This window comes from Micromonospora sp. USAFONa4, from assembly GCF_057197825.1.
On sequence record NZ_CM170072.1, the window covers coordinates 5,824,206 to 5,848,772 of the forward strand.

The 24,567-nt window shown below is 74.8% G+C and carries 23 protein-coding genes and 1 pseudogene; 19 read left to right on the top strand and 5 right to left on the bottom strand.

Annotated elements, in window-relative coordinates; genetic code table 11:
• The first annotated feature begins 16 nt into the window (after positions 1-16).
• Both hisG and AC0OO9_RS25690 read left to right on the top strand, forming a co-directional pair.
• Positions 17-862, top strand: a complete 846-nt coding sequence (gene hisG, locus AC0OO9_RS25685) for an ATP phosphoribosyltransferase (RefSeq protein WP_132240187.1) — start codon at positions 17-19, stop codon at positions 860-862.
• On the top strand, positions 859-1,899 hold the full coding sequence (locus AC0OO9_RS25690; protein WP_484512964.1) for a DMT family transporter: 1,041 nt from the start codon (positions 859-861) through the stop codon (positions 1,897-1,899). The genes hisG and AC0OO9_RS25690 overlap by 4 nt, the downstream gene beginning before the upstream one ends.
• 39 nt (positions 1,900-1,938) lie before the next feature.
• Here the strand turns inward: AC0OO9_RS25690 and AC0OO9_RS25695 are convergent, their stop codons facing one another.
• Genes AC0OO9_RS25695 through AC0OO9_RS25705 form a run of 3 tightly spaced genes read right to left on the bottom strand, consistent with a single transcriptional unit; the run spans position 1,939 to position 5,911 of the window.
• Positions 1,939-2,769 carry a hypothetical protein gene (locus AC0OO9_RS25695; protein WP_484512966.1) on the bottom strand — a complete coding sequence of 277 codons (831 nt, stop codon included), beginning with the start codon at positions 2,767-2,769 and terminating at the stop codon, positions 1,939-1,941.
• Positions 2,766-5,066: a hypothetical protein gene (locus tag AC0OO9_RS25700; protein WP_484512968.1), complete on the bottom strand. Its 2,301-nt coding sequence runs from the start codon at positions 5,064-5,066 to the stop codon at positions 2,766-2,768. The genes AC0OO9_RS25695 and AC0OO9_RS25700 overlap by 4 nt, the downstream gene beginning before the upstream one ends.
• The gene (locus AC0OO9_RS25705; protein WP_484512970.1) at positions 5,063-5,911 is read right to left on the bottom strand and encodes a hypothetical protein; all 849 of its coding nucleotides are present in this window, start codon (positions 5,909-5,911) and stop codon (positions 5,063-5,065) included. The genes AC0OO9_RS25700 and AC0OO9_RS25705 overlap by 4 nt, the downstream gene beginning before the upstream one ends.
• A 176-nt stretch (positions 5,912-6,087) precedes the next feature.
• On the opposite strand from AC0OO9_RS25705, the gene AC0OO9_RS25710 reads away from it, so the two are divergent.
• From AC0OO9_RS25710 to argH, 16 genes and pseudogenes are all read left to right on the top strand, one after another.
• Positions 6,088-6,978 (top strand): Crp/Fnr family transcriptional regulator, encoded by an 891-nt coding sequence (locus AC0OO9_RS25710; protein WP_484512972.1) that lies wholly within the window; start codon positions 6,088-6,090, stop codon positions 6,976-6,978.
• A gap of 68 nt (positions 6,979-7,046) precedes the next feature.
• Positions 7,047-7,520: a PH domain-containing protein gene (locus AC0OO9_RS25715; protein WP_132240188.1), complete on the top strand. Its 474-nt coding sequence runs from the start codon at positions 7,047-7,049 to the stop codon at positions 7,518-7,520.
• 336 nt (positions 7,521-7,856) lie between these two features.
• On the top strand, positions 7,857-8,480 hold the full coding sequence (infC, locus tag AC0OO9_RS25720) for a translation initiation factor IF-3 (protein WP_089000940.1): 624 nt from the start codon (positions 7,857-7,859) through the stop codon (positions 8,478-8,480).
• A 19-nt stretch (positions 8,481-8,499) separates the two neighbouring features.
• Positions 8,500-8,694, top strand: coding sequence for a 50S ribosomal protein L35 (gene rpmI / locus AC0OO9_RS25725; protein ID WP_007458415.1), 195 nt, complete (start codon positions 8,500-8,502; stop codon positions 8,692-8,694).
• Between the two features lie 31 nt (positions 8,695-8,725).
• Positions 8,726-9,118: a 50S ribosomal protein L20 gene (gene rplT / locus AC0OO9_RS25730; protein ID WP_030335718.1), complete on the top strand. Its 393-nt coding sequence runs from the start codon at positions 8,726-8,728 to the stop codon at positions 9,116-9,118.
• A gap of 32 nt (positions 9,119-9,150) precedes the next feature.
• A complete protein-coding gene (locus AC0OO9_RS25735) occupies positions 9,151-9,996 on the top strand; it encodes a TrmH family RNA methyltransferase (RefSeq protein WP_484512975.1) in 846 nt (281 codons plus the stop codon).
• 210 nt (positions 9,997-10,206) lie between these two features.
• Positions 10,207-11,286, top strand: a complete 1,080-nt coding sequence (gene pheS / locus AC0OO9_RS25740; RefSeq protein ID WP_484512977.1) for a phenylalanine--tRNA ligase subunit alpha — start codon at positions 10,207-10,209, stop codon at positions 11,284-11,286.
• A gap of 39 nt (positions 11,287-11,325) precedes the next feature.
• Positions 11,326-13,872 carry a phenylalanine--tRNA ligase subunit beta gene (pheT, locus tag AC0OO9_RS25745; protein ID WP_484512979.1) on the top strand — a complete coding sequence of 849 codons (2,547 nt, stop codon included), beginning with the start codon at positions 11,326-11,328 and terminating at the stop codon, positions 13,870-13,872.
• A gap of 176 nt (positions 13,873-14,048) precedes the next feature.
• Entirely contained in the window at positions 14,049-15,050 is a 1,002-nt protein-coding gene (gene argC, locus AC0OO9_RS25750; RefSeq protein WP_484512981.1) for an N-acetyl-gamma-glutamyl-phosphate reductase, read from the top strand.
• Positions 15,047-16,219: a bifunctional glutamate N-acetyltransferase/amino-acid acetyltransferase ArgJ gene (argJ, locus tag AC0OO9_RS25755; protein WP_484512983.1), complete on the top strand. Its 1,173-nt coding sequence runs from the start codon at positions 15,047-15,049 to the stop codon at positions 16,217-16,219. The genes argC and argJ overlap by 4 nt, the downstream gene beginning before the upstream one ends.
• Entirely contained in the window at positions 16,216-17,274 is a 1,059-nt protein-coding gene (gene argB, locus AC0OO9_RS25760; protein ID WP_484512985.1) for an acetylglutamate kinase, read from the top strand. Before argJ ends, argB begins: the two co-directional genes overlap by 4 nt.
• Positions 17,271-18,548 (top strand): annotated as a pseudogene (locus AC0OO9_RS25765) (acetylornithine transaminase); the annotation flags it as partial. The gene argB and the pseudogene AC0OO9_RS25765, both read left to right, overlap by 4 nt.
• A gap of 173 nt (positions 18,549-18,721) precedes the next feature.
• Positions 18,722-19,699: an ornithine carbamoyltransferase gene (argF, locus tag AC0OO9_RS25770; RefSeq protein ID WP_484512987.1), complete on the top strand. Its 978-nt coding sequence runs from the start codon at positions 18,722-18,724 to the stop codon at positions 19,697-19,699.
• The gene (locus tag AC0OO9_RS25775; RefSeq protein ID WP_311414714.1) at positions 19,696-20,211 is read left to right on the top strand and encodes an arginine repressor; all 516 of its coding nucleotides are present in this window, start codon (positions 19,696-19,698) and stop codon (positions 20,209-20,211) included. Before argF ends, AC0OO9_RS25775 begins: the two co-directional genes overlap by 4 nt.
• Positions 20,208-21,413, top strand: coding sequence for an argininosuccinate synthase (locus tag AC0OO9_RS25780; RefSeq protein ID WP_484512989.1), 1,206 nt, complete (start codon positions 20,208-20,210; stop codon positions 21,411-21,413). Before AC0OO9_RS25775 ends, AC0OO9_RS25780 begins: the two co-directional genes overlap by 4 nt.
• A gap of 14 nt (positions 21,414-21,427) precedes the next feature.
• Positions 21,428-22,891, top strand: a complete 1,464-nt coding sequence (argH, locus tag AC0OO9_RS25785; RefSeq protein ID WP_484518046.1) for an argininosuccinate lyase — start codon at positions 21,428-21,430, stop codon at positions 22,889-22,891.
• Positions 22,892-22,931: 40 nt separating this feature from the next.
• On the opposite strand, the gene AC0OO9_RS25790 is transcribed toward argH, so the two are convergent.
• Together AC0OO9_RS25790 and AC0OO9_RS25795 are read right to left on the bottom strand one after the other, a co-directional pair.
• A complete protein-coding gene (locus AC0OO9_RS25790) occupies positions 22,932-23,288 on the bottom strand; it encodes an MmcQ/YjbR family DNA-binding protein (RefSeq protein ID WP_132240196.1) in 357 nt (118 codons plus the stop codon).
• Between the two features lie 50 nt (positions 23,289-23,338).
• Positions 23,339-23,755: a DNA-binding protein gene (locus tag AC0OO9_RS25795; protein WP_484512991.1), complete on the bottom strand. Its 417-nt coding sequence runs from the start codon at positions 23,753-23,755 to the stop codon at positions 23,339-23,341.
• 93 nt (positions 23,756-23,848) lie between these two features.
• Between AC0OO9_RS25795 and AC0OO9_RS25800 the strand changes: the two genes are divergently transcribed.
• Positions 23,849-24,478: a DNA-3-methyladenine glycosylase gene (locus tag AC0OO9_RS25800; RefSeq protein WP_484518047.1), complete on the top strand. Its 630-nt coding sequence runs from the start codon at positions 23,849-23,851 to the stop codon at positions 24,476-24,478.
• Positions 24,479-24,567: the final 89 nt, after the last annotated feature.

Consider the following 24,567-nt stretch of genomic DNA (forward strand, 5'->3'; position numbering starts at 1 on the left):
GAAGGAGCACTCCGTCATGCTGCGTGTCGCCATCCCGAACAAGGGCGCCCTGGCCGAGAAGGCCGCCCAGATGCTGCGCGAGGCGGGCTACCGCCAGCGCACCGACCCGAAGGACCTGGTCTGCCGGGACGAGCCCAACGACGTCGAATTCTTCTACCTGCGCCCGAAGGACATCGCCACCTACGTCGGCTCCGGCGACCTCGACGTCGGGATCACCGGCCGGGACCTGCTGATCGACTCCGGCGCGCCTGCCGAGGAGGTCATGGATCTCGACTTCGGCCGGGCCACCTTCCGCTTCGCCGCCCGCCCGGAGGACGTCGACGACGTGCGGGAGCTGGGCGGGCACCGGATCGCCACCGCGTACCCGGGGCTCGTCGAGCGGCACCTCGCGGAGCTGGGCGTCAAGGCCGAGGTGACCCGCCTCGACGGCGCGGTGGAGAACGCCATCCGGCTCGGCGTCGCCGACGTGGTCGCCGACGTGGTCGAGACCGGCACCACGCTGCGCCAGGCCGGCCTGGTGGTCTTCGGTGAGCCGCTGCTGCGCTCGTCGGCGGTGCTGGTCCGCCGCGCCGACGCCGAGGCCCACCCGCAGGCCGCCCAGCTGCTGCGCCGGCTGCACGGGGTGCTGGTCGCCCGCCGCTACGTGATGCTCGCCTACGACGTGCCGGCCGGCCTGCTCGACCGGGCCAGCTCGCTGACCCCGGGCATCGAGTCGCCGACCGTCTCCCCGCTGCACCGCGAGGGCTGGGTGGCGGTGCAGGCGATGGTGCTCCGCGACGACGTGCACCGGATCATGGACGAGCTGTACGAGCTCGGGGCCCGCGCGATCCTGGTCACCAACATCCACGCCTGCCGGCTGTGAGCCGTTCGCCCACGGCGGCGGGTGCCCCGGCGCCGTCCCCGGTGTCGCGCGCCCTGCCGCCGTGGGTGGCGCTGACCCTGGTCACCCTCGCCGGCGTCGCCTCGGCGGCCCAGGGCGCGGCCAACGCCGAGCTGGGCGAGCGGGCCGGCAACGCGACCCTGGGCGCGGTGGTCAACAACCTCGGCGGGGCGCTGCTGGTCGGCCTCGGGGTCCTGGCGCTGCCCTCGGCGCGCACCGGCCTGGCCGCGCTGCGCCGGGCCCGGCTGCCCTGGTGGACGTACCTGGGCGGGCTCGGCGGCGCGGGCATCGTGCTGGCCGGCGCGTACATCGTGCCGGTGCTCGGGGTGGCGGTCTTCACCATCGCCCAGGTCGCCGGCGGCAGCCTCGGCGGGCTGGCCGTCGACCGGGCCGGGCTGGCGCCGGTGGGGCGGCTGGCGCTCACCCCGCCCCGGGTGGCCGGCGCGCTGCTCGGCGTGACCGCCGTGACGCTGGCCCAGCTCGGCCAGCCCGTCGGCGACCTCGCCCTCGGCCTCGTCCTGCTCGCCGTGGCCGGCGGGCTCGGTGTCGCGCTCCAGTCCGCGCTGAACGCGCGGGTCTCCGCCGCCAGCTCGGCCGCCGCCGGAATGGTGGTCAACTTCGCCACGGCCACGCCCGTCGTGCTGCTGGTCGCGGCGCTGGCCGGCGCCCTCACCGGGCCGGGCCCGACCTGGCCGGACGACTGGTACCTCTACACCGGCGGCCTGCTCGGCGTCGTCATCGTGGCCGCTCTGCTGGTCGGGGTCCCGGCGGTCGGCGTGCTGCGCACCGGGCTCGCCCTGGTCGCCGGCCAACTGGGCGGCGCCCTGCTGCTGGACGCGCTGCTGCCGGGCGGCCCCGGCCTGCGGCTGCCGGTGCTGGCCGGGGCGGTGCTCACCCTGGCGGCCGCCCTGGTCGCCGGCCGAGGGGCCGGCCGGCGGGGTCCGCGCGACGCCGTGCCGCCGACAGCCGCCGGTCCGGGAGCCCCCGCCGCGACCGCCGGATCAGCGACGCCGGGGTAGGCGCCGACGATCCGGCGGTACGCGGGAGGGGCCCGTCGGTCAGTTCGTCCGCTCGGAGAGCCCGTGCCGTCGCTCGTACGTCCGGATCGCCGCGTCCCACGCCTCGGTGTACTCCGACGGCCCCATGCCGAGGTCGCCGTGCCCCCGCACGGCCTCCCGCAGCAGCTGCACCAGGTCCGGTACCGTCCCCCGGCGCTCCTCGACGTACCGGCGGAAGACCTCCGCGAACTGTTCACCGGTCAGCCGGGCCGCGTGCGCGGTGACCGGATCGTCCTCCAGGCTCTGCAGCACGGCGCACCACCGGCGGGTCAGCTCGTCGGCCTGCTGGGCCCTGATCTTCTCCAGCTCATGGTCGCACTCGAGCTTGATCCGCTGCTCCCAGTACGGCCGCAGCCGCTCCCGCACCCGCTCGTCCGGGCTGACCCGCACCTGCACCCAGAAGTAGGGCTGGGCACCCTCCCGGGGCCAGCGCTGACCGGCCAGCCGGTCGTTGAGCGCCCGCTCCAGGTCGTGCGAGCGGTGCGGCTCGTACTGGCGGGCCAGATCCACCGCCCGCTCGCGGACGATGCCACCCGCCCAGGCGAGGTACCGCTCGGCCCGCAGCCGCAGCGCCTCGTAGGGCATGTTCTGGGCGGTCCAGTTGTAGACGGCGTGCAGCCGGAAGTCGAAGGCGTCGCCCCTGGCGGGGACCAGGATCGGCTGCGGCACGTCGTGGCGGAACGTCACCGTGTCGGGGACCGGGGGTGCCGGTGGCCCGGCGGGAGGGACCGGTTCGACAGGCGGGAAGAGGGCGTGCCACCAGCGGCGGCGCTCCGGCTGGGGCGGTACGAACGATGCCGTGGGGGTTGGCCCGGTGGGGTGAGTCGTCATGACAGGTCCTCGTCGATGAGTGCGTGTACGGCGTCGAGCAGTTCGTTGCGCGGCATGATGGGCCGCCAGACGTGGCGGACCTGGTGGTCGAGGCGGTGCCGCAGCGGCGGCCGACCGGCGATCACGTGCCGGAGCAGGGCCACGCAGTGGGCGGCGACCTCGGGATTGCCGTCCGCCCGGTTCAGCCAGAAGCCGAGCGTCCGCCACGAGCGGTAGGCCGTCTGCGGCATGCCCAGCGCCACGGCCCAGAGCGCGGCCACGTCGCCCGGGCTGACGATCCGCCGCCGGACGAGGTCCAGCAGCTCCGGCCAGTGCTCCTTGGGTGGCTCGGCCCAGCGGTCGGCGAGGACGCGCAGCGTCCGCGCCGCGTGCAGCCGCACCTCCGGGTCGTCGGAGGCGGTCCAGTCGACCAGCTCCGGCACGAGCGTGGCCGCGTGGCCGTCCCGGTAGACCTCGACCAGGCCCCGGACCACGGAGTTGTTCCGCCGCTGCATGCGGGCCTGCGCCACCAGGCGCAACTGCACGAGGGCGGCGTCGGGCCAGAGGCGGGCCAGTCCGAGGCCGTACGCCCGCGCGACGGTGTCCCGCAGGTGCGCCGCCGGTCCGGCGGCCCACTGGTCGAGTTCGGTCCGTACGCGCTGGCGCAGGCCGGGTTGCATTGCCATCGCGACCAGCACGATGGCGGCGGCCTGCCGGACGCCCGCCCGCCGTTCCCGGGCCAGGTCGCCGACCGTCTCCAGGGCTGCCCGCACGTCCCGCCCGGCCGACCAGCCGATGGCGCCCGCGGCGGCCTGCCGGATCCCCGGCACGTCGGAGCGGACCAGGTCCGCCAGCCAGCCGAGCAGCTGCCCGGGCAGCCACCAGTCCGTCCAGGCGACCTCGAGCAACGTCGAACGGAGCTGCTCGCTGCCGGCGCCGAACTCGATCCGCCGGCCCCCCGCGGCGCGTTCGTCGCCGACCACGACGACGGCCTGGCGCAGCGTCGACCCGAGGAGCGTGTCCAATTCGGGGCCGCGCAGCCGGGGTCCCACGGAGGCGGTCCCGGTGGGGTCGGTCCCGGCCAACCGCCGGGCCGCCTGGTCGATCTCCGCCACCGGCTGCCCGGCCAGTACGGCGCAGGTCAGCCGGAAGGCGCGGGCCCGGTCGGCCGCCCATGCCTCGACCCCGTCCGGGCCGTCGGGTCGGCCGGCGTCGAGGATCTGCGCCGCGCGCTCCCGCAGCTGGCGGGGGAGCAGCTGCTCCAACCGCTCGGTCAGGGCGGGGCCGTGCGGCACCGTCCGGGCGATCAGCTCCACGACGGGCACCACCTCGCCCGGCCGGGGCTCGCCGGCGAGGTAGGCCGAGAGCAGCGGATGGGTGACGCACTCGTCGTCGACGTACCGCTCCACGCAGGTGCCGTCGCATCCGTCCGGGCACCAGCCGACGCAGAGCCCGGCCAGTTGCTGGCGCAGTCGCGCCCGGAACACCTCGACCGCCGGCGGCACCCGGTGCTCCACGACGTGGCCGGCGAGGTCCTGACCGCGCCGCGAGAAGTCCCCGACCAGGATCAGCGTCATGCCGGTCGCCTCGGCCCGGGCCGCGAGCGCCACGAGGGTGAACCCGTCGACGGCGTTCGCCGCGCTGTCCGCGAGCCGGAGCACGTACCCGCGTCCGGCGGGCAACCGTTCGCTCGACCCGAGCAGGTCGGCGGGCTGTTCCGCGCCGAGGACGCAGGCGCGGTCGAGCCCGTGCCGGCGGGCGGTGGCGAGGACGGCGGAGGTGAACCGGCCGCTGGCGGACGGGCCGGACAGGCACACCAGGTGGCGGCGCTTGAGGTGGCGGTCGAGCTGCTGGTCGCTGGACGTCGGCGCGTACCCCTGGGCCAGTTCCCCGACCTCGTTCCCGCTCAGGCTCTCGTACCAGATCCGCCCCGTGCCGTCGGCTCCCGCGGTGGTCACGTTGACGGTGCCGATCGCGACGGCGCCGTGCCCGGTGGCGTTCTGGCCCCGTACCCGTACGTCGCCGAGGCCGATCGTGGCGCCGCCGAGCAGGTCGGCCAGTCCGCGGATGACGTCCGCCGAGTCGAGCGGCTCCTCCGGCTCGTCCGCCTCGCCGCCCTCCGACGACCCGGTCCCCGCCGCCGGGTCCGCCGGGTCCGCCGGGTCCGTCCGCCCGTCCGGCGGGTCCTGGTCCGGGCCCGCCGCCGGACCTTCCGTGGGACGGTCGTACCCGTCGTCGCCGGGGGCGTCCCGGGGCCCGTCCGGGTCGCCGGCGTCGTCGTCGACGACGTGCGGGTACGGGAAGTGGGGTGCGGTCACCGTGCCCGGCCCCCCCGTCCGCCACCGAAGGTCAGGTCGCGCCCGACGGAACCGATCGCCGTGGCGCCGTGCCCGATCGCGTTCTGGCCGTCGACCCGGATGTCACCCGTGCGGATGTCGCCCGCGCCCGGCGGCGTCCGGGTCGCCGGGGACTCCGGTGGCTCCCCACCCGGGGCCCGGCCTCCCGGAGCGGGCGGCGTCGCCGCGGAGTCGGGTGCCGGGGAAGGCGTACCGGCGTCCTCCGCCGCCGGCAGTGCGGACATGTCCTCGTCCACGACGCAGAACCAGGCGTCCTCCCGGAACCCCTTGTCCGGGTGGGCCACCTCGACCCGCCGGAACCGCTCGGGGCGCATCTCCTCCGGGTACTCGGTGACGACGTCGCGGTAGATCTCCGCCGACACGACCAGCGCCACCCCGGCGTCGGGAAAGGCCGCCAGGGCCCGCTTCACGGGGGCCGCCTCGCACAGCCGGCAGACGAGGACGACGGCGTTGCCGGGGAAGCCGTTGGCGCCGTCGAGGTGGACGAGTCCCTGGTGGACGGCGACCCGCAGGCGGATCCGGGCGGCCGGCACCCGGCTGCTGTTGTAGCTGCGCAGCCGCCTGTTCAGTTCCGGTACGAAGCGGCCGATGACGCGGGACTCGGCCACGTCGCGGGGGAGGATCGCCAGCTCGCCGTCGCCGGCCTGCTGCGTCGTCCAGGCGACCCGGTCCAGGCCGACGTCGCCGGCCGCCTCGTGCAGCAGTTCCCGGAAGTGCTTCTGCGCCTCGTACTGCTGGAGGTTGGTGCGCCGGCTGTACCGCTCCATGTCCACGGAGATCAACAGTCGTCGCTCGGGATGTCGCATCGTCGTGCCGCCCTTCGTCGCCCGACCCGCCCCACAGGCGGGCACCGCAGGGGACATCGAACCGGGGCGGGCCCGGCGGAACCCCGTAGAAGTACGGCATCGCCCGGAACTGTCGGTGGGGCGTCATCCCGTCCTGTTCGGGGGTCCGGCACGCGGCGGACCGGTGTCCTGGCCGCATGAGGATCGGGCTGATGGAGCTGCTGCTCGCGGTCGGCTGGCCGCCGGGCGTCCTGTTGGCGTGGGTGATCGTCCAGCTCGCCGTCGCCGCCGCCCTGCGCCTGCGGGCGTCGCGCTACGCGCAGGGCCGGCTACGCTTCGACGGCTGTCGTTGGCCGAGGAGGATGAGAGCGCTGATGCGACGACCAGCCGAACTGTCCGACGTCACCTGGCCGTACGGCACGTTCCTGCAACGGCTCGGCCCTCCGGTTCGTGCCGCCCTGCTGGAGTTGGGGGTGCGCCGGCGGGTCCCGCCCGGACAGATCGTCATCCACGAGGGCGTACGGGAGTCGCACCTGGTGCTGCTCGAGGAGGGGCTGACGAAGGTCACCGCAACCCTTCCGGACGGGCGGGCCGCACTGCTGGCCCTGCGCGTCGGCGGTGACCTCGTCGGCGAGATGTCGGCGCTCAACGACCGGCCCCGCTCGGCGAGCGTCACCACCTGCGGGCCGGCGACGTACCGGGTCATCCAGCCCGACCGGTTCAAGCTGTTCCTCAAGGAGCACCCGGACGCCGCGCTGGAGCTGGCGGCGATGGTGTCGGACCGGCTGCGCTGGTCCAACCGGCGGCGCATCGACTTCACCTCCTACCCGGTGAAGATCAGGGTCGCCCGGGTCGTCGCCGAGCTCTGCCGCACCCACGGCCGCCAGGTCCGCGACGGGGTGGTCATCGACGTGCGGCTCACCCAGCCCGAGCTTGCCAGCATCTGCGGCGCCGCCGAGACCTCCATCCAGAAGGCCCTGCGTGACCTGCGCACGGAGGGCCTGGTCGACACGGACTACCGCCGGATCACCGTCCGCGATCTGGCCCGGCTGCGGCGGATGGGCGAGCTCGAGGCCGGGGAGGACTGACGGGCGCGGGCGGGGGCGGAACGTGTGGCGGCGCGGGAACGGCCGGGACCGGGTGGCAGACTGGTGGGGTGAGCGAAATCGAGTCCGTCCACCTGCGTCCGCGCCGCATCCGAGTGGTCTGCTGGGCCTGCGCGGCCGTGCTGTTCGTGGTGTTCAGCCTGCTGGCCACCTCGCTGAGCGGCGCGACGGGCAACGGCTACGGCAGCTTCCAGCGGGGCGACCAGATCGCGATGGTCGGGCTCGGCGTCCTCGGTGCGCTCGCCGTCCTGATCTTCACCCGTCCCCGGGTCGACGCGAACGCGTCGGGGGTGCGCGTGCGCAACCTCGTCGGCTCGTACGAGCTGCCGTGGGAGGTCGTCCGGGGGGTCCGCTTCGACCGGGGCGCGCCCTGGGCCAGCCTGGAGCTGCACGACGACGACCTGCTGCCGATGGTCGCCCTCCAGGCCGCCGACAAGGAGCGGGCCGTCGAGGGGGTCCGCGCCCTGCGCCGGCTGCACCAGGCGCACCAGGCCCGGCTCACCGAGGGCGCCGCCGGCCGCTGACCCGGGTGCCCGGTTGGGAGGGTGTCCGGGCGAGGGTGTAGTCTTATCAAGTCGACCAGGCTGTCTTCGTGTGTGCGCATCGCGCCCATGCGTGCAGCCGTGAAAGAGGAGCGCCTGCTCCCACCCGAGTCGCCACCACGGTGGCCGGGTCCGGTCACCGGTTCCGGGCACGTCCCGGCACCGGATGCGCGATCATGTGATCGTGCCGACCGGTCGAGCGGGCCCTGGCATGCGCCGGGGCCTTCTGCTTTCCGGGTCGGCTCCCACCCGGGAGCCGCAAGGGTCGGCCACGTAGAGATTCCGACTCGAGGAGGCCCCATCAGCGTCGAACCACGCGTGAACGAGCAGATCCGGGCACGTGAGGTCCGACTGGTCGGCCCCGAGGGTGAGCAGGTGGGCATCGTCCCGCTGGAGCGCGCCCTTCAGCTGGCCGCGGACGTCGACCTGGACCTGGTCGAGGTTGCGCCGATGGCGCGCCCGCCGGTGTGCAAGCTCATGGACTTCGGCAAGTTCAAGTACGAGAGCGCACTGAAGGCGCGCGAAGCGCGGCGTAACCAGCAGCAGACCGTCATCAAGGAGATGAAGCTCCGGCCGAAGATCGACCCGCACGACTACGAGACCAAGAAGGGTCACGTGGTGCGGTTCCTCAAGGCGGGCGACAAGGTCAAGGTGACGATCATGTTCCGCGGTCGCGAGCAGAGCCGCCCGGAGCTGGGTTACCGGCTCCTGCGCCGGCTCGAGTCGGAGATCTCGGAGCTGGGGTACGTCGAGGCCGCTCCGAAGCAGGACGGTCGAAACATGATCATGGTGCTCGCGCCGCACCGCGCCACCAAGGCCGCCGCGGTCGCCGCCACGGCCACCCGGGGCGGGCCGCGGGAGCGGGACGCCGAGGGCGCCCCGGCCGGCGAGCCCGCAGCGGCCGGTGACACCGGCACCGTCGCCGACAACAGCGGCGAGTAACAGGGGAGAGACGTTCCACATGCCGAAGATGAAGAGCCACACGGGGATGGGCAAGCGGGTCAAGGTGACCGGCAAGGGCAAGATCGTTGCCCAGCAGGCCGGCCTCCGGCACAACCTGGAGAAGAAGCCCTCCACCCAGACCCGTCGGCTGACCGGCACCGTGGTGCTGGCCAAGGCCGATGTCAAGCGCATCAAGAAGCTGCTCGGCCGCTGACGCGCGCCACCTTACGTAATTAGGAGTTGAGATGGCACGCGTCAAGCGGGCTGTGAACGCCCAGAAGAAGCGTCGTACCCTGCTGGAGACCGCGAGCGGCTACCGCGGTCAGCGCTCCCGCCTCTACCGCAAGGCCAAGGAGCAGGTGCTGCACTCGATGCAGTACGCCTACCGGGACCGTCGCGACCGCAAGGGCGACTTCCGGCAGCTGTGGATCCAGCGGATCAACGCGGGCGCCCGTGCCAACGGGATGACCTACAACCGTCTGATCCAGGGCCTGCGCCTGGCCGGCATCGAGGTCGACCGCAAGATCCTGGCCGACCTGGCCGTCAACGACGCCGCCGCCTTCGCGGCGATCGTCGAGCTGGCCCGGGCCGCGGTCGCGGCCGAGGGCACCGGCGGCGCGGCGGCCCAGGCCGCCTGATCCCCGCGCACCAGCAGATCGAGGCGTCTCCCATGCAGTCACCATCGCGCGGGAGACGCCTCGACGCTGTCTCCGGCCCCTTCACCCCGCGTACCCCCAGGGTCGTCGCCGCCCGCCGGTTGCAGCGTCGCCGGGACCGCGAGGCCGCCGGCCGCTTCCTGGCCGAGGGACCGCAGGCGGTCCGCGAGGCCCTGGCCCGCCCGGGGGTGGTCACCGAACTCTTCGGTACGCCCGCCGCCCTGGACCGGCACGCCGACCTGGCCGCCGTCGCGGCCCGTGCCGACGTGCCCGTCTCCGAGGCGACCGACGAGGCGCTCGCCGTGCTGGCCGAGACCGTCGCCCCGCAGGGGCTCGTCGCCGTCTGCCGCCACCTCGACGTGCCGCTGGAACGGGCCCTGGCCGACGGGCCCCGCCTGGTGGCCGTGCTCGCCGGGATCCGCGACCCGGGCAACGCCGGCACCGTGCTGCGCACCGCCGACGCCGCGGGCGCGGGTGCGGTGGTCTTCGCCGGTGAGGCCGTCGACGCGTACAACGGCAAGTGCGTGCGGGCCTCGGCCGGCAGCCTCTTCCACGTCGACGTGGTCCGCGCGCCCGACCCGGTGGACGTCGTCGCGGCGCTGCGCGCCGCCGGGCTCACCGTGCTCGCCACCACCGGCTACGGCGAGGACGACCTCGACGACCTCGCCGACGACGGGCGGCTCGCCGCCCCCACGGCCTGGCTCTTCGGCGCGGAGGCGCACGGCCTGCCCGAGGCGCTCACCGCCGCCGCCGACGCCCGGGTCCGGGTGCCCCTGCACGGGCGCGCCGAGAGCCTGAACCTGGCTGCGGCCGCCGCCGTCTGCCTGTACGCTTCGGCGAGAGCACAGCGGCGGTCGTGACCCGGCCGTCGAGACAGACCGCAGGGGAGACCGTCCGCCCATGAACGCGCCACGGCGTTCGTTTAGCCAGCCCGCCGGTGTCGGCGGGCGGCGGGCCTGACCTGCTCCCCGCACAACTCCCACCGGCGGGCTGCGGCACAGCCGCGCGTCCGTAGACTCGCTTCGCCGCCCGTGAGGGCTGGCGCCGCCGTGAGGGAGTGCCCGTACGCCATGAGCTACCGCAACGATCCGTACGACCCGAAGCAGGTCGCCCTGCTCGACCCGGCCGCCCTGGCCGAGGCCGTCGCCGCCGCCGAGAAGGCGTTCGCCGAGGCCGGTGACCCGGACGCGCTGACCGCGCTGCGCCCGGCGCACCTCGGTGACCGGTCCCCGGTCTCGCTGGCCCGCCGCGAGATCGGCGCGCTGCCGCCGGCCGCCAAGTCCGACGCCGGTAAGCGGGTCAACGAGGCCCGCCGCGCCATCGACGCCGCGTACGCGGCCCGCCAGGAGGTCCTGGACCGGGAGCAGGCGCAACGGGTGCTGGTGGAGGAGCGCGTCGACGTGACGCTGCCCCACGACCGGCGGCCCCGGGGCGCCCGGCACCCGATCAGCACCCTGATGGAGCAGGTCAGCGACCTGTTCGTCGGCATGGGCTACGAGGTGGCCGAGGGGCCCGAGGTCGAGCTGGAGTGGACCAACTTCGACGCCCTGAACATTCCCGCCGACCATCCGGCGCGTGGCCTGATGGACACCTTCCACGTGGCGGCGCCGGAGGGCACGGAGGGCTCCGGCCTCGTCCTGCGTACGCACACCTCGCCGGTGCAGGCGCGCACCATGCTGACCCGCAAGCCGCCGATCTACGTGATCGTGCCGGGCCGGGTCTACCGCACCGACGAGCTGGACGCCACCCACGCGCCGGTCTTCCACCAGGTGGAGGGGCTCGTGGTGGACCGGGGCATCACCATGGCGCACCTGCGCGGCACCCTGGACCACTTCGCCCGGGCGATGTTCGGCGAGGGCGCGAAGACGCGCTTCCGGCCGCACTACTTCCCGTTCACCGAGCCGTCGGCCGAGTTCGACGTCTGGTTCCCGGAGCACCGCGACGGCCCGCGCTGGGTCGAGTGGGGCGGTTGCGGCATGGTCAACCCGCGGGTGCTGCGCGCCTGCGGCATCGACCCCGAGGTCTACTCCGGATTCGCGTTCGGCATGGGCATCGACCGGACGGTGATGTTCCGGCACGGGGTCAGCGACATGCGGGACATGGCCGAGGGCGACGTGCGGTTCACCCGCGCGTTCGGGGTCGGGGCGTAGGCGATGCGGGTACGAGTCATGGAGACGGTGGTCTGAGTCATGCGAGTTTCTGTCAGTTGGCTGCGGGAGTACGTCGACCTCCCGGCCGACCTGCCCGCCGGCGACCTGGAGCAGGCCCTGGTCGGCCTCGGCATCGAGGTCGAGTCCGTGGCGGACCTGCGGGAGACCGTCACCGGTGCGCTGGTGGTCGGTGAGGTCCGCGAGATCGAGGAGCTGACCGGCTTCAAGAAGCCGATCCGGTTCTGCCGGGTCGACGTCGGCGACGCCAACGGCACCGGCGAGCCGCAGGAGATCGTCTGCGGGGCGCGCAACTTCGCTCCCGGCGACCGGGTCGTGGTGATCCTGCCCGGCGGCGTGCTGCCCGGCGGCTTCGCCATCGGCGCGCGCAAGACGTACGGGCGCAACTCCCACGGCATGATCTGCTCCGCGCGGGAGCTGGGCCTGGGCGACGACCACGACGGCATCGTGGTGCTGCCCCAGGACACCCCGGCCAAGCCGGGCGACGACGCGCGGCCCGTCGTCGGCCTCGACGACGTCGTGGTCGACGTGGAGATCACCCCCGACCGGGGGTACGCGATGAGCGTCCGCGGTCTGGCCCGGGAGCTGTCGCACACCCTCGGCGTGCCGTTCCGCGACCCGGGCCTGGCGCCCGCGCCCGGCGGCACCGCCGAGCCGGCGTACCCGGTCGAGGTGCGCGACACCGTCGGCTGCGACCGGTTCGCCGCCCGCCTCGTGCGCGGCGTCGACCCGACGGCACCGACCCCCGGCTGGATGCAGCGGCGGCTCACCGTCGCCGGCATCCGCAGCATCTCGCTGCCTGTCGACATCACCAACTACGTGATGCTCGAACTGGGCCAGCCGATGCACGCCTTCGACGCCGACCGGATCACCGGGCCGCTGGTGGTCCGCCGCGCCGAGGCGGGGGAGAAGCTCACCACCCTGGACGGGGTCACCCGGGCCCTCGCGCCCGAGGACATGGTGATCTGCGACGAGACCGGCCCGATCTCGCTGGCCGCCGTGATGGGTGGCGAGACCAGCGAGGTCGTCGCCGGGACGACGAACGTGCTCTTCGAGGCCGCCCACTGGGACCCGGTGATGGTCGGACGCACCGCCCGCCGGCACAAGCTGTTCAGCGAGGCGGCGAAGCGGTGGGAGCGGGGCGTCGACCCGGCCCTGCCGCTGGTGGCCATCGCGCGGGCGGTCCGGCTGCTCACCGAGCACGCGGGCGGCGCGGCCGGTGACGAGATCCTCGACATCGACCACGTCCGGCCGCGTACCCCGGTCGTCCTGCCGGCCGACCTGCCGAGCCAGCGGATCGGCGTGAACTACCCGCCCGCGCGGGTGGCCGCCCTGCTGGAGCAGGTCGGCTGCACGGTGGCCCGGGGCGCCGACCGGCTGGCCGAGGACCCGGGCGAGGTCGGCGTGGCCGCCGGCACCGGGGGCGCGCTCAGCGTCACCCCGCCGACCTGGCGGCCCGACCTGACCGACCCGGCCGACCTGGTCGAGGAGGTGGTCCGCCTCGACGGGTACGACCGGGTGCCGTCCGTGCTGCCGACCGCGCCGCCCGGGCGCGGCCTGACGTGGCAGCAGCGCCGCCGCCGGGCCGTGGCCCGGTCGCTCGCCGAGCGGGGGTACGTCGAGGTGCTCGCGCACCCGTTCGTCGCCCCCGGGCTGGCCGACCAGCTCGGCCTGCCGGCCGACGACCCGCGCCGGAGCGCCGTGCGACTGGCCAACCCGCTGTCGGAGGAGGAGCCGCTGCTGCGCACCACGCTGCTCGGCCCGCTGCTCGGCATCGCGAAGCGCAACCTCGGCCGGGGCCAGCGCGACCTCGCCCTCTACGAGATCGGCGCGGTGTTCCACCCGCGTCCCGACGCCGGCCGCCCGCCGGCGATGGGCGTGGACCGGCGACCCACCGACGAGGAGTTCGCCGCCGCCGACGCGGTGGTGCCCGACCAGCCCCGGCACGTCGCCGTCGTGCTGACCGGCGACGTCGAGCCGGCCGGCTGGTGGGGCGCGGGCCGCCCGGCCGGCTGGGCGGACGCCGTGGAGGCCGGCCGCGACGTGCTCGCCGCCGCCGACGTCCCGGTGGACCGGATCGAGGTCCGGGCCGCCGAGTACGCCCCCTGGCACCCCGGCCGCTGCGCCGAGCTGCTGGTCGACGGCACGGTGGTCGGGCACGCCGGCGAGCTGCACCCGGCGGTCGTGGCGGCGCTGGAGCTGCCCCGGCGCACCAGCGCCATGGAACTGGACCTGGACGCGCTGCCGGCCGCCCCGGTGGCGTCCGGGCCGGTCGTCTCGGGCTTCCCCCCGGCGCTGATCGACGTGGCGCTGGTGGTGGACGCCTCGGTGCCCGCGGCGCAGGTGCAGCAGGCGCTCGTCGAGGGCGCCGGCGGGCTGCTGGAGCAGGTGCGCCTGTTCGACGTGTACGCCTCGGAGCAGCTCGGCGAGGGGCGCAGGTCGCTGGCGTACAAGCTCACCTTCCGGGCCCCGGACCGGACGCTGACCGTCGAGGAGGCGGTGGCCGCCCGGGACGCGGCGGTCGCCCGCGCTGCGGAACGCTTCGGCGCCACCCTGCGCGGCGCCTGAGTGACGACGAGGGCTCCTTCCGCCGGTGTGGGAGGAGCCCTCGTCGTTCCCCGGCTCCATACGTGGCTGGGAGCGGCGAGCGGGCCCAGTCTCATTCCCATGCACCCGACTGCATGAACTTGCAGTCGGGTGTCGTCGCTTGCTAGCCTTCTCTGCATAGTCATGCGGAGGTGGGGATGGGTATCCGAGTCGCGGTCGCCGGGGCGAGCGGCTACGCCGGCGGCGAGCTGATCCGCCTGGTCGCCGGGCATCCGGAGTTCGAGCTGGTCGCCGCCACCGCGCACAGCCAGGCCGGGCACCGGCTCGACGTCGTACACCCGCAGCTCGCCGGCCTGGACCTGGTCCTCGGCGAGACGGACGCGGCGACGCTGGCCGACGCGGACCTGGTCTTCCTGGCCCTGCCGCACGGCCAGTCGGCGGCCCTGGCGGCCCAGCTGCCGCCCGAGGTCCGGGTCGTCGACCTGGGCGCCGACCACCGGCTCGCCGACCCCTACGCCTGGGCCAACTACTACGGCGGCACGCACGCCGGGCCGTGGACCTACGGCCTGCCCGAGCTGCCCGGCCAGCGGGAGCTGATCGCCGGTGCCACCCGGGTCGCCAACACCGGCTGCTACGCCGCCGCGATCATCCTGGCCCTCGCCCCCCTGATCGCCGCCGGCGCCGCCTCCCCGGCCGACGTGGTGGTCGTCGCCGCCTCCGGCACCTCCGGCGCCGGCAAGGCGGCCAAGCCGCACCTGCTCGGTAGCGAGGTGATGGGCGACCTGTCGCCCTACCGCGTGGGCACCCACCAGCACGTCCCGGAGATCAAGCAGGCCACCGGCGCGACCGGGCTGTCGTTGACCCCGGTGCTCGCGCCGATGCCCCGGGGCATCCTCGCCACCGTGACGGCGGTGCCGGCCCGGGGCGTCGACCCGCGGGCGGTGCTCGCCGAGGCGTACGCGGACGCGCCCTTCGTGCACGTCCTGCACGAGGGGGCCTGGCCGCACACCGCCGCCACCCTCGGCTCCAACTCCTGCCACCTGCAGGCCACGGTCGACGTCGACTCCCGCCGGATGATCGTGCTGAGCGCGCTGGACAACCTCGGCAAGGGCGCCGCCGGCCAGGCCGTGCAGAACGCCAACCTGATGTGCGGCCTGCCGGAGACGACGGGCCTTTCCACCTGGGGGATTGCACCATGAGTGTCACGACTCCGCGGGGGTTCCGGGCGGCCGGGGTGGCCGCCGGGCTCAAGACCAGCGGCGCGAGCGACGTCGCGCTGGTCGTCAACGACGGCCCGGACGCCGGTGTCGCCGGCGTGTTCACCGCCAACCGGGTCAAGGCCGCGCCGGTGCTCTGGACCCAGCAGGTGGTGCGCGGCGGCGTGGCGCGCGCCGTGATCCTCAACTCCGGCGGCGCCAACGCCTGCACGGGCCCGGCCGGCTTCCAGGACACCCACGCCACGGCCGAGCACACCGCCGCCGCGCTCACCGCGGCCAGCCCACGGCTGATGCTGGGCGCCGCCGACGTGGCGGTCTGCTCGACCGGCCTGATCGGCGAGCGGCTGCCGATGCAGAAGCTGCTTCCCGGCGTACGCTCGGCGATCCGCCGGCTGGCGCGCGACGGCGGCCCGGCGGCCGCCGAGGCCATCATGACCACGGACACCCGGCCCAAGACGGCGGTGGCCCGGGGCAGCGGCTGGACCGTCGGCGGCATGGCCAAGGGCGCCGGCATGCTCGCCCCGGCGATGGCGACCATGCTCTGCGTGCTGACCACGGACGCGGTGGCCGGGCCCGAGGCCCTCGACGCCGCCCTGCGGGAGGCGTGCCGGGTCACCTTCGACCGGATCGACTCCGACGGCTGCATGTCGACGAACGACACGGTGCTGCTGCTGGCCAGCGGCGCGAGCGGCATCGCGCCGACCCCGGCCGAGCTGACCGCCGCGGTCACCGCCGCCGCCCACGACCTGGCCCAGCAGCTCATCGCCGACGCCGAGGGCGCCACCAAGCAGATCGCCATCGACGTGGTCGGCGCGGCGAGCGAGGACGACGCGGTCGAGGTGGGGCGCTCGGTGGCCCGCAACAACCTGGTCAAGACCGCGCTGTTCGGCAACGACCCGAACTGGGGCCGGATCCTCGCCGCCGTCGGCACCACCGCCGCCGCGTTCGAGCCCGACGGCGTCGACGTCGCCGTCAACGGCGTCTGGGTGTGCCGCTCCGGAGCCGCCGCCGAGGACCGGTCGAAGGTCGACCTGACCGGCCGGGACGTCACCATCCGCATCGACCTGCACGCCGGCGCCGCCGAGGCCACGATCTGGACCAACGACCTGTCCCACGCGTACGTGCACGAGAACTCGGCCTACTCGACATGAGCCTCTCCACCGACCTCGCCCGCGCCCAGGTCAAGGCGGCCACGCTGATCGAGGCGCTGCCCTGGCTGGCCCGCTTCTCCGGCTCGACCGTCGTGGTCAAGTACGGCGGCAACGCCATGGTCGACCCCGAGCTCCAGCGGGCCTTCGCCGCCGACATGGTCTTCCTGCGCTACGCAGGCCTGCGGCCGGTCGTGGTGCACGGGGGCGGCCCGCAGATCTCCGCCATGCTCGGCCGGCTGGGCATCGCCAGCGAGTTCCGGGGCGGCCTGCGGGTCACCACCCCGGAGGCGATGGACGTGGTCCGGATGGTCCTGGTCGGCCAGGTCGGCCGGGAACTCGTCGGCCTGATCAACGCCCACGGCCCATTCGCGGTGGGCCTCTCCGGCGAGGACGCCGGGCTGTTCACCGCCGTGCGGCGGCCCGCGTACGTGGACGGGGAACCGGTCGACGTCGGGCAGGTCGGCGACGTGGAGTCGGTCGACGTCTCGGCGGTGACCGACCTGATCGGGGCCGGCCGTATCCCGGTGATCTCCACCGTGGCGCCCGACGCCGACGGGGTGCTGCACAACCTGAACGCCGACACCGCCGCCGCCGCGCTCGCCGTCGCCCTCGACGCCCGCAAGCTGGTCGTCCTCACCGACGTGCCGGGCCTCTACGCCGACTGGCCCGACACCGACAGCCTGATCAGCGAGATCACGGTCGACGAACTGGCGACGCTGCTGCCGTCGCTGTCCAGCGGCATGGTCCCGAAGATGGAGGCGTGCCTGCGGGCGGTGCGGCAGGGCGTGCCGGCCGCGCACGTCGTGGACGGCCGGGTCGCCCACTCCACGCTGCTGGAGGTCTTCACCTCGGAAGGATTCGGAACCATGGTCGTTCGCGCGAGGAGTGAGCTTGCGAGCCCCGCAGTCGCGAACGGAGAGGGTGCCGTGAGCGCGAGGAGTGCGGGAGCGGAGCGACCCGGCCCCGCAGTCGCGAACGAACCGGACAACGTCAGCGCGCGGAGCGGGCCTGCCAGCTCCGCCGCCGCCAACCAGGAAGGCACGATCGCCGGATGAGCACGCTCGTCGAGCGCTGGGCGCAGTCCATGATGGACAACTACGGTACGCCGCCGCTCGCCCTCGTCGCCGGCTCCGGCGCCGTCGTGGTCGACGACGCCGGCCGGGAGTACGTCGACCTCGTCGGCGGCATCGCGGTCAACGCCCTCGGTCACGCCCACCCGGCGGTGGTGGCCGCCGTGTCGAAGCAGGTCGCCACTCTGGGGCACGTCTCGAACCTCTACGTCGCCGAACCTCCGGTGGCCCTCGCCGAGCTGCTGCTGGCCCTGGCCGGGCGGCCGGGACGGGTCTTCTTCGCCAACTCGGGCGCGGAGGCCAACGAGGCGGCGTTCAAGCTCTCCCGGCTGACGGGCCGCACGCACGTGGTCGCCACCCGGGGCGGCTTCCACGGCCGGACGATGGGCGCGCTCGCTCTCACCGGCCAGCCGGCCAAGGCTGACCCGTTCCGCCCGCTGCCCGGCGAGGTGACCCACGTCGACTACGGCGACGTCGCCGCGCTGGAGGCGACGGTCAGCGACGCCACCGCGATGGTGATCCTGGAGCCGATCCAGGGCGAGAACGGCGTGGTGGTCCCGCCGGCCGGCTACCTGGCCGCCGCGCGGCGGATCACCGCCCGGCACGGCGCGCTGCTGGTGCTCGACGAGGTGCAGACCGGCGTCGGGCGTACCGGGCACTGGTTCGCGCACCAGGCCGAGGGGATCGAGCCCGACGTGGTGACCCTGGCCAAGGGGCTCGGCGGCGGGCTGCCCATCGGCGCCTGCCTGGCCTTCGGCCGCGCCGCCGAGTTGCTGGCGCCCGGCTCGCACGGCACCACCTTCGGCGGCAACCCGGTGAGCTGCGCCGCCGCCCTCGCGGTGGTGTCGACCATCGCCAGCGAGGGGCTGCTCGACCACGTCAAGCGGGTCGGCGAGCGGCTGCGCCGGGGGATCGAGGCGCTCGACCACCCGCTGGTCGACAACGTACGCGGCGCCGGCCTGCTGCTCGGCGTGGTGCTGGCCGCGCCCGTCTCGAAGGTGCTCGCCGAGGCGCTGCGCGAGGCCGGCTTCCTGGTCAACCCGGTGCAGCCGGGCGTGGTACGGCTCGCGCCGCCGCTGATCCTCACCGTCGCCCAGGCCGACGCCCTCCTGGCTGCCCTCCCCGCCGCCCTCGACGCGGCGTCCCCGGCCGCCGCCGGCTCCGCGTCGGATCTTGGTGAGAAACGGCCCCTCCAGGGGCCGGAACCTACCAAGATCTCGACGCCAACCACCGCGCCCACCGCGCCCACGCCAACCACCGCGCCCACCGCGCCCACGCCAACCACCGCGCCCACCGCGCCCACGCCAACCACCGCGCCCACGCCAACCACCGCGCCGGCCGCGTTGACGCCGCCCACCGTGTCCACGCCGCCCACCGCGCCCAGGCCGTCCGGCGGCGGCGGGGCGATGCCGAGCGCGACGGAGGCGGGGGCGTGATCCGGCACTTCCTGCGGGACGACGACCTGAGCCCCGCCGAGCAGTCGGCCGTGCTCGATCTGGCGGCGCGGATGAAGGCCGACCGGTTCGGTCACCGGCCGCTGGCCGGGCCCCGGTCGGTGGCGGTGCTGTTCGACAAGCAGAGCCTGCGTACCCGGTTCTCGTTCGACGTCGGCATCGCCGAGCTGGGTGGGCACCCCCTCGTGGTGGACACGCAGGTCACCCACTTCGGGCGGGGCGAGACCCTGGCCGACGCCGGCCGGGTGCTGTCCCGTTACGTCGCGGCGATCGTGCTGCGTACCCACGGCGACGACCGGATCGCCGAGGTGGCCGACGGCGCCAGCGTGCCGGTGGTCAACGCGCTCACCGACGGCTTCCATCCCTGCCAGCTCCTGGCCGACCTGCTCACCGTCCGCGAGCACTGCGGCGGCACCGCCGGGCGGACGCTGGCGTACGTCGGCGACGCGGCGAACAACCTCGCCCACTCGTACCTGCTGGCCGGGGCGACCGCCGGCATGCACGTCCGGGTCGCCGGGCCGGCGGGCTTCGGCCCCGACCCGGAGGTGGTCGCCCGGGCCGCGAAGATCGCCGCCGGCACCGGGGGTTCGGTGCAGGCGCTGACCGATCCGGTGGCGGCGGTGGCCGGCGCCGACGTGGTCGCCACGGACACCTGGACCTCGATGGGGCAGGAGGACGACGGGCTGGACCGGATCACCCCGTTCCTGCCGTACCAGGTCAACGCCGCGCTGCTCAGGCAGGCCGCGCCCGGCGCCGTCGTGCTGCACTGCCTGCCCGCGCACCGGGGCGAGGAGATCACCGACGAGGTGCTCGACGGCCCGCAGAGCGTCGTGTTCGACCAGGCGGAGAATCGGCTGCACGCCCAGAAGGCGCTGCTGACGTTCCTCCTTGGGGCCGCGCCCGTCGCCCCGGACGCGGCGGCGCCGGGCGTCGCCGCGACCAGGGAGACACCATGACCGCCCCGCTGACCCGTGCCGCCCGGCACGCCCGCATCGTCGAGCTGATCCGCGACAAGGCGATCCACTCGCAGACCGAGCTGGCCGACCTGCTCTCCGGCGACGGCATCCAGGTCACCCAGGCCACCCTCTCCCGGGACCTCAAGGAGTTGGGCGCGGTCACCGCGCGCGGCGGCGACGGGCGGGCCGTCTACCTGATCCCCGAGGACGGCCACCGGCCGCTGCGCGACGCCGAGGCGGCACCGGCCCGGCTGGTCCGGCTGCTGCGCGAGCTGCTCAACGGGGTCGACGCCAGCGGCAACATCGCCGTACTGCGTACCCCGCCGGGCGCAGCCCACTACCTGGCCAGCGCGTTGGACCGGGCGGGCCTGCCCGAGGTCGTCGGCACCATCGCCGGCGACGACACCATCCTCGTCGTGGCCCGCGAGGCCGTCGGCGGGGCCGCGCTCGGCGACAAGCTCGCCGGCTGGGCCCGCCGCGAAGAGAACGTCGAAGGGAACACCACACCATGACCGAGCGGGTCGTGCTCGCCTACTCCGGAGGGCTCGACACCTCCGTCGCCATCCCGTACCTGGCCGAGGAGACCGGCGCCGAGGTGATCGCCGTGGCGGTGGACGTCGGGCAGGGCGGCGAGGACCTCGACGCCATCCGGCAGCGCGCCCTGGACTGCGGCGCCGTGGAGTCGGAGGTCATCGACGCGCGCGACGAGTTCGCCGCCGGGTACTGCCTGCCGGCCATCCGCGCGAACGCGCTCTACATGGACCGCTACCCGCTGGTCTCCGCGCTGTCCCGGCCGCTGATCGTCAAGCACCTGGTGGCCGCGGCCCGCAAGCACGGCGGCACCATCGTGTCGCACGGCTGCACCGGCAAGGGCAACGACCAGGTCCGCTTCGAGGTCGGCCTCGGCGCGCTCGCCCCCGACCTGAGGATCGTCGCGCCGGCCCGGGACTTCGCCTGGACGCGGGACAAGGCGATCGCCTTCGCCGAGGAGAAGGGGCTGCCGATCGACGTGTCGGCGAAGTCCCCGTACTCCGTCGACCAGAACCTGTGGGGCCGCGCCGTCGAGACGGGCTTCCTGGAGGACATCTGGAACGCGCCGATCGAGGACCTCTACTCGTACACCTGCGACCCGGCGCAGGAGCGCGACGCCGACGAGGTCGTGATCACCTTCGACGCCGGCGTTCCGGTGGCGATCGACGGCGAGACCGTCACCCCGTACCAGGCGATCCGGGAGCTCAACCGGCGCGCGGGCGCGCAGGGCGTCGGCCGGCTCGACATGGTCGAGGACCGCCTGGTCGGCATCAAGAGCCGCGAGGTGTACGAGGCGCCGGGCGCGATCGCGCTGATCACCGCCCACCAGGAGCTGGAGGCGGTGACCGTGGAGCGCGACCTGGCCCGGTTCAAGCGCGGCGTCGACCAGCGCTGGGGGGAGCTGGTCTACGACGGCCTCTGGTTCTCGCCGCTGAAGCGCGCGCTGGACGCGTTCATCGACGACGCGCAGCGGCACGTCACCGGCGAGGTGCGGCTGACCCTGCACGGCGGCCGGGCCACCGTCACCGGGCGCCGCTCCGAGGCCAGCCTCTACGACTTCGGCATGGCCACCTACGACACCGGCGACACCTTCGACCAGTCCCTGGCGAAGGGCTTCGTGCGGCTCTGGGGCCTGCCCAGCGAGATGGCCGCCGCACGGGACGCCCGGTTGGGCGGCTGCTGACCATGACCACCAGAATGGGCGCCGTGGACGACAAGAGCCTGACCGAGAACAGCGCCGCCACCAACCGCACGAGCCTGTGGGGCGGCCGATTCGCCGGCGGCCCCGCCGAGGCCCTGGCCCGCCTGTCGGTGAGCGTGCAGTTCGACTGGCGGCTGGCCCCGTACGACATCGCGGCCTCCCGGGCGCACGCCCGGGTGCTCGCGGGCGCCGGCCTGCTCGACCCGGACGAACTGGGCCGCATCCTCGCCGCCCTGGACGACCTGGAGGCCGCCTGCGCCTCCGGGCAGTTCCGTCCCACGGTCGACGACGAGGACGTGCACACCGCCCTGGAGCGCGGCCTGCTGGAGAGGCTCGGCAGCCTCGGCGGCAAGCTGCGTGCCGGCCGGTCCCGCAACGACCAGGTCGCCACCGACCTGCGGCTCTACCTGCGCGACCACGCCCGGGGCGTGGCCGGCCGGCTGGTCGAGCTGGCCGAGGCCCTGGTCGAGCAGGCCGAGCGGCACGTGGAGACCGCCGCACCCGGCATGACGCACCTGCAGCACGCCCAGCCGGTCACGTTCGGGCACTGGCTGCTGGCCCACGTGCAGCCGCTGCTGCGCGACCTGGAGCGGCTGAGCGACTGGGACCACCGCACGGCGGTCAGCCCGCTCGGCGCGGGCGCGCTCGCCGGTTCCGGCCTGCCGCTGGACCCGGTGGCCGTCTCCAAGGAGCTGGGCTTCCGCACGTCCTTCGCCAACTCGATGGACGCGGTCGCCGACCGGGACTTCGTCGCCGAGTTCCTGTTCGTCACCGCGATGATCGGGGTGCACCTGTCCCGCCTCGGCGAGGAGGTGGTGCTCTGGACGTCGCAGGAGTTCGGCTGGGTGGAGCTGGACGACGCGTTCGCCACCGGTTCGTCGATCATGCCGCAGAAGAAGAACGCGGACATCGCCGAGCTGGCCCGGGGCAAGTCCGGCCGGCTGGTCGGCGGGCTGATGAGCGTGCTCACCATGCTCAAGGGCCTGCCGATGAGCTACGACCGGGACATGCAGGAGGACAAGGAGCCGGCCTTCGACGCGGTCGACACCCTGGAGCTGCTGCTGCCGGCCCTCGCCGGCATGATCTCCACGATGACGGTACGCGCCGACCGGCTCGTGGCCGCCGCGCCGGTCGGGTTCTCCCTCGCCACCGAGGTCGCGGACTGGCTGGTGCGTCGGAACGTGCCGTTCCGCGACGCGCACGAGATCACCGGGAGGCTGGTGGCGCTCTGCGTGGCGCGGGACTGCGCCCTCGACGAGGTCAGCGACGACGACCTCGCGGCGGTCAGCGAGCACCTCGACCCGTCGGTGCGCGACGTGCTCTCGGTCCGCTCGGCGCTCGCCGCCCGGACCACGCCCGGCTCGACCGGTCCCGGGCCGGTCGCCGACCAGCTCGCCGCCGCCGCCGACAAGCTCGCCGGCTGGCGGGAGTGGGCCGCCGAGCGGGTCGTGCCCCGCTGAGTCGCCGACCCCGCGCGGCGCCACCGGCGTCGCGCGGGGTTCAGCCCGCCGGGCGCTCCCGCTTCGGCAGCTTCGCCACCACCGCGTCGTACGAGGCGTCGACCGCCTCGATCAGCTCCTCCTCGTCGATCCCGCCGGCCAGGCGCAGCGTGTTCCAGCCGGCGCGCCCGATGTACGGCGACGGCCGCGCGTCGCCCGGGTGCCGGTGCAGCCACTCGTCGGCCACGTCCCGGCTCGGGCCGCACTTCACCCCGACGGTCGGCTGGTCGCCACCGGCGGAGCCGAGGAAGGCGAAGATCCGGCTGCCGACCTTCACCACCTCGTCGCCCTCCCACGGCCGGTCGAGCCAGGCTCCCGGCTTCCCCAGGCAGTACGCCAGCATCTCCTCGCGCGTCATCGCGTCCTCCTCGACACCGATCCCGTGCCCAGTCTCGTCCATCGGCGGCGTCACCCGGTGGTGGCGGTGCGGGCGGAGAGCCGTTCGAAGCGCTGCTTGGCGGCCTGCGCGCTGCCCAGCCCGAGCCCGTACGCGATCTGCTGCCAGGTCAGTCCGCGGCTGCGGGCCAGCGTCAGCAGCCCCGCCTCCATCGTGTCGACCTCGGCGCGCAGGTGCGGGACGAGGGTGAGCGCCGCGACGAGGTCCGCCTCGTCGACGGGTTCCTCGTCGGGCTCGGCCTCGGCCCCGCCAGCGGCCAGGGCGGTGACGAGCGCGACCGCCTCGTAGGTGTCCGGCAGGTAGGGGTTGGTGTGCCGGCGGCGTTGAGCCTCGGTGCCGGCGTGCCGCTCGGCGATCCGGTGCAGCGCCGCGTAGGTCCGGTGGGCCCGGGACGCGCCGGCGTCGGGGGCGGTGAAGGAGTCGGTCATGCGAGCACCCCATCACGTCAACGTGATGTTGTCAACGAATTGTTGATAAGCGCCCGGCGTCGGGCGGCGTCGGCGGATAGGGTCGGTGCCGTGGTGGCGTACTCCGACTCCCGGCCCGTCGACCTCGCGGGGCTGGCCGACCTGCTCGCCGGCCCGGTGGTGCCGGCCGCCCGGGGCCTGCTCGGCTGCCGGCTGACCGCCGGCGGCGTGACCGTCCGGATCACCGAGGTCGAGGCGTACGCCGGGACGGCCGGCGACCCGGCGTCGCACGCGCACCGCGGTCGCACCCCGCGCAACGCCGTCATGTTCGGGCCGGCGGGGCACGCCTACGTCTACTTCACATACGGCATGCACTGGTGCATGAACGTCGTCACGGGCGTCGAGGGGGAGGCCTCGGCGGTGCTGCTGCGCGCCGGCGAGGTTGTCGACGGCGTCGAGGCGGCCAGGGCCCGGCGCACCGCCGTACGCCGGGACGTCGATCTCGCGCGCGGGCCCGCCCGGCTCTGCGCGGCCCTGGGCATCGACAAGAGCGCCTACGGCCGCTGGCTGCTCGGCGACGGACCCGTCCGGCTGCGCCCGGCCGACGTGCCGGTGCCCGACGAGGCGGTCGCCGCCGGGCCCCGCGTCGGCGTCACCGGCGCCCACGACGTGCCGTGGCGGTTCTGGATCGCCGGCGACCCGACGGTCAGCGCCTACCGCCGGCACGTGCCGCGTAGCCGCTGACCTGCCCGGGAGTGCCCGCCGCGCGATCGGCGCGCAGGGCGTGGGACGCGTGACGGCGGCCACCGGCGGTGCCTCCGGCGGCGGAATAG

Coding starts and splice junctions, on each gene's coding strand:
- hisG (WP_132240187.1), top strand. CDS start 17: ATGCTGCGTGTCGCCATCCCGAACAAGGGCGCCCTGGCCGAGAAGGCC.
- AC0OO9_RS25695 (WP_484512966.1), bottom strand. CDS start 2,769: ATGACGACTCACCCCACCGGGCCAACCCCCACGGCATCGTTCGTACCG.
- AC0OO9_RS25705 (WP_484512970.1), bottom strand. CDS start 5,911: ATGCGACATCCCGAGCGACGACTGTTGATCTCCGTGGACATGGAGCGG.
- AC0OO9_RS25710 (WP_484512972.1), top strand. CDS start 6,088: ATGAGGATCGGGCTGATGGAGCTGCTGCTCGCGGTCGGCTGGCCGCCG.
- rpmI (WP_007458415.1), top strand. CDS start 8,500: ATGCCGAAGATGAAGAGCCACACGGGGATGGGCAAGCGGGTCAAGGTG.
- rplT (WP_030335718.1), top strand. CDS start 8,726: ATGGCACGCGTCAAGCGGGCTGTGAACGCCCAGAAGAAGCGTCGTACC.
- AC0OO9_RS25735 (WP_484512975.1), top strand. CDS start 9,151: ATGCAGTCACCATCGCGCGGGAGACGCCTCGACGCTGTCTCCGGCCCC.
- pheS (WP_484512977.1), top strand. CDS start 10,207: ATGAGCTACCGCAACGATCCGTACGACCCGAAGCAGGTCGCCCTGCTC.
- pheT (WP_484512979.1), top strand. CDS start 11,326: ATGCGAGTTTCTGTCAGTTGGCTGCGGGAGTACGTCGACCTCCCGGCC.
- argC (WP_484512981.1), top strand. CDS start 14,049: ATGGGTATCCGAGTCGCGGTCGCCGGGGCGAGCGGCTACGCCGGCGGC.
- argJ (WP_484512983.1), top strand. CDS start 15,047: ATGAGTGTCACGACTCCGCGGGGGTTCCGGGCGGCCGGGGTGGCCGCC.
- argB (WP_484512985.1), top strand. CDS start 16,216: ATGAGCCTCTCCACCGACCTCGCCCGCGCCCAGGTCAAGGCGGCCACG.
- AC0OO9_RS25775 (WP_311414714.1), top strand. CDS start 19,696: ATGACCGCCCCGCTGACCCGTGCCGCCCGGCACGCCCGCATCGTCGAG.
- AC0OO9_RS25780 (WP_484512989.1), top strand. CDS start 20,208: ATGACCGAGCGGGTCGTGCTCGCCTACTCCGGAGGGCTCGACACCTCC.
- argH (WP_484518046.1), top strand. CDS start 21,428: ATGGGCGCCGTGGACGACAAGAGCCTGACCGAGAACAGCGCCGCCACC.
- AC0OO9_RS25790 (WP_132240196.1), bottom strand. CDS start 23,288: ATGACGCGCGAGGAGATGCTGGCGTACTGCCTGGGGAAGCCGGGAGCC.
- AC0OO9_RS25795 (WP_484512991.1), bottom strand. CDS start 23,755: ATGACCGACTCCTTCACCGCCCCCGACGCCGGCGCGTCCCGGGCCCAC.